Genomic DNA, 240 nt, shown 5'->3' with positions numbered 1-240 from the left:
GATCCGCGTGCATGAACAATACGTTCCGGGATGCGCTCATGGTCAAAGTGGGTGATTTTCTCGCGCAGAATAAAATCTTCCAGCAGCGTTGGACCACGGTTACCGGCACGCAGTGAGTTTTGATCATCGGCGATGCGCACGCCCTGATTAGTGGTCAGCGCATAATTTTCACTGCCTTTGCGTACGTCTTCCAGAGAATTAAGTTTTTCGTTACGTGTATCAGGGGCTTTCAGGCTCCCA

The 240-nt window shown here is 50.8% G+C and carries 1 protein-coding gene; it reads right to left on the bottom strand.

Features of this window, described 5'->3' with window-relative positions; all coding sequences use genetic code 11:
- The coding region (locus SB756_RS34645; protein ID WP_410913829.1) for a catalase at positions 1-233 on the bottom strand (233 nt) is incomplete at its 3' end.
- Positions 234-240: the final 7 nt, after the last annotated feature.

This window comes from Pseudomonas sp. SIMBA_068 (assembly GCF_046534705.1).
Taxonomy (GTDB): Bacteria; Pseudomonadota; Gammaproteobacteria; order Pseudomonadales; family Pseudomonadaceae; genus Aquipseudomonas; species Aquipseudomonas putida.
Note: the sequence above shows the minus strand (reverse complement) of the source record. Positions and strands in the feature narration are given on the sequence as shown.